General features: G+C 41.0%; 3 protein-coding genes and 1 pseudogene. 2 read left to right on the top strand and 2 right to left on the bottom strand.

Going from position 1 to position 3,013, the window contains the following annotated elements; genetic code table 11:
- Positions 1 to 76 (bottom strand): annotated as a pseudogene (locus QOS03_RS08995) (helix-turn-helix domain-containing protein); the annotation flags it as partial.
- A 148-nt stretch (positions 77 to 224) separates the two neighbouring features.
- On the opposite strand from QOS03_RS08995, the gene QOS03_RS08990 reads away from it, so the two are divergent.
- Together QOS03_RS08990 and QOS03_RS08985 are read left to right on the top strand one after the other, a co-directional pair.
- On the top strand, positions 225 to 875 hold the full coding sequence (locus QOS03_RS08990) for an IS607 family transposase (RefSeq protein WP_283576173.1): 651 nt from the start codon (positions 225 to 227) through the stop codon (positions 873 to 875).
- Positions 829 to 2,184 (top strand): RNA-guided endonuclease InsQ/TnpB family protein, encoded by a 1,356-nt coding sequence (locus QOS03_RS08985; RefSeq protein WP_326520894.1) that lies wholly within the window; start codon positions 829 to 831, stop codon positions 2,182 to 2,184. Before QOS03_RS08990 ends, QOS03_RS08985 begins: the two co-directional genes overlap by 47 nt.
- A 438-nt stretch (positions 2,185 to 2,622) precedes the next feature.
- Here the strand turns inward: QOS03_RS08985 and mscL are convergent, their stop codons facing one another.
- Positions 2,623 to 2,994 (bottom strand): large conductance mechanosensitive channel protein MscL, encoded by a 372-nt coding sequence (gene mscL, locus QOS03_RS08980; protein ID WP_283576174.1) that lies wholly within the window; start codon positions 2,992 to 2,994, stop codon positions 2,623 to 2,625.
- Positions 2,995 to 3,013 lie beyond the last annotated feature (19 nt).

The following is a 3,013-nucleotide window of genomic DNA, read 5'->3' as shown; positions in this document are numbered from 1 at the left end:
TACCACGGTTGAGCTCGTTATTAATTGTTTGATGATTAACTCCTAATTGGCGACCAATTGCGCGATTGGAAAGTCCTAGTTTGTAAAACTTATATCTTTTCATATAAATGATATTATGTGATATGTTTTTTTATTTAGCACCATTGGTGCTATTTTTTTGCATTTTAGTTGTTAAAACAATTATATCTATTGGTATTTATTATATCATATGATATAATAAAAGAATGAAAGCAAATGAAGTTTTAAGACTGCTTCAAATCAGCCGACCTACCCTTCACCGGTGGCGAGAGGCTGGTATTCTCAAGGCAACTAAGCTGCCTAGTGGGCAGTACAATTGGGACGAGGAATCCGTCTTTGCTTTGCTTAATAAAGGTGAGAAGCGTGGTGCCTATCTGTATGCCCGAGTTTCTACACCTAAGCAGAAACAGGACTTGGAAAACCAATTAGAAGCCTTGCAGAATTTTTCATTGAAGCAGGGTTACCAAGTTAAGGGCGCTTTCAAGGATATTGCCAGTGGTATTTCATTCGAAAAGAGAAAGGAGTTTTTCAAACTGCTTGATCTTGTGATTGCCGGTAAGGTATCCAAGGTCATTATTACCTATAAAGACCGCTTAAGCCGTGTCGGCTTCAATCTCTTTAAATATCTTTTTGAGAAATACCACACAGAAATTATCGTCATGTCGGAACTGCACGACAAGAAAACTGACCAGCAGGAAATCTTCGAGGAGATTATTTCCTTGCTACACGCTTTCTCTATGCGAATGTATTCTAGTCGGCGTAAACGTATCAAGGAAGCCCTGGAACAAGAAGAAAAGGCAGGTGATCATGATGGCGAAACAGCTCAAGTCGAAGAAAAAACGTCGTCAGATGTTTAATCAGATTCGACAAGCAAAAGCTGAACAACAATACGAATACTTGGTTGAACGGCACATTGTTAAGCCATCCAACAAGTATTTTTCTACCTTGAATCATTTCAGTCATTTGGCAAACAATGTTTACAATCAAGGATTGTATCGCGTTCGCCAAAAATTATTTGCCGGCGAATGGATGAACTATGAAAAACTGGATAAAAGCATGAAGAAGTCCAATGAACAACGGGACTGCATGCTGTACAGTTCCATGCACTCTGTACATTTAGCACAGCAGGTTTTGAAACTGGTCGCTCAAAACATGACGTCTTGGAAGAAAGCACGAAAAGCCTATTTAAAGGCTCCAGGTAAGTTTACTGGTCGGCCTAAACTACCCAAGTATCACCAAAAAGGCGGTTTAACATCGTTTGTCGTTGATAATCAAACCGCTAAGCTTCGTGCTAATGGAATCGTTGAAATTCCGGTATTAAACTACTTCAAGATTCGATTACAGCACAAAGACACGAATAAAATTCAACAAGTGCGAATCATCCCCCAAAACGGCTGTTTCGTGGTAGAAGTAGTCTACAAGACTAACAAGGAAATCACCTACAAGCCAGATAACCACCGTTATCTGACCATTGACCCTGGTCTGGACAATGCTTTTACCTTGGCAACGAACGTACCAGACATTCAACCAGAAATCATTAACGGTCGTCCGTTGAAGTCGGTTAATCAGTATTACAACAAGCGTCGTGCTCAACTATCACGAATTTTAGATCTAGCTGGCTTGCCTAAACAGAGCCACCGCTTAACCCGCTTGGATTATCACCGTAATCAGAAAACGTTAGTATTCGCTCATGATGCAAGTAAGCGCATCGTAGAATTTGCGCTAAACCATGAACTGAATACAATCATTATCGGTAAAAGCAAGGGCCAAAAGCGCAGCTCCAACATGGGCAAGCGAAATAACCAGAACTTTATTGGTATTCCTCATCAACGCATGATTGAAATGATCGAATACAAGGCCAATTTATCCGGCATTGTGGTTATTCAGCAGAACGAAGCGTACACAAGCCAAACTTCGTTTCTTGATGGTGAGGAGCCAATCCATAGCAATGGCGACAAGGCACGCAAGAGCCGTGGTCTAGTGCCAGCCAAGCGCCGTATTAAGCGTGGCTTGTTCCGTTCCAATAATGGAACGTTAATCAATGCCGATGTGAATGGCGCACTTCAAATTCTACGAAAAGCAGTCCCCGATGCTTTTGCCTCGGTAAAAGCGGAGGAGATAGAGGGAGTCGGATTGCACCCCGTCAAGGTTAACCCGTTGTTCTAGGTAGGGCTAGTCTTGAATTGATGGTCACTGAGTAATGGCCTCGGCCATTCTTATACCGTCCAAACGTTTCACGAAAAAGCGCAAAGGCTGAAAGAGCTGTAAAGTTGTCCTTTAGGATGATGTTCCTCGAGAGCATCGTCCGCCCACCCGAACTCCGCAAGGAGGAAAGGTTCAGAGGTTGGCTCAATTAGGTTGAGCGAAAGTGAGTTATATCATATCACTAGATATTGTTTGATATAACTAAACTAGGAAACATCAATCTTCCGAAACTGCTTATGAGATTGTCAAATGCGAATAGGATGTTGAAAGATTTATACTCCCAAACCGCTGTTAAGTATTTTTGGGAAATCATCAGCAGCTTTGGCGATATATTAATTAAGAAAAAACACGCTGCCCTAGCCATATCGAGGTTAGGACAGCGTGTTTTTAGCTGGTGGATTATTTTTGCTGGTCTTTTAAAAGCTCAACGATTTCGGCTAGGTATTTTTCCTCAGCACTTGGCTCAGGAGCGGCGGGTTCTTCTTTATGGCGAAGCATTAACTTATTCACCAACTTCACGATTAAGAAAACTACAAAAGCAATAATTAAGAAATTAATAACTGCATTTAAAAAAGCCCCATAACGAAAATGTGCTTCCCCAAAACTAAAGACAAGGTTGGAAAGATCGATCTTGCCTAAAAAGATTCCGATTAAAGGATTAATCAGATTTTTAACCAGGGAATTCACGATGGCAGTAAAAGCTGAACCAATGATTGTCAACACCGATTTTAAAATGTAGGATTTCACCGGTTTAAAAATGTAGTTTTTCACCGATTTGTTTCTGTTGTCT

It is taken from the genome of Limosilactobacillus pulli (assembly GCF_947381555.1).
Classification (GTDB): Bacteria; Bacillota; Bacilli; order Lactobacillales; family Lactobacillaceae; genus Limosilactobacillus; species Limosilactobacillus pulli.
The sequence above is the reverse complement of the archived record's forward strand: the minus strand, read 5'-3'. Positions and strand labels throughout refer to the sequence as shown.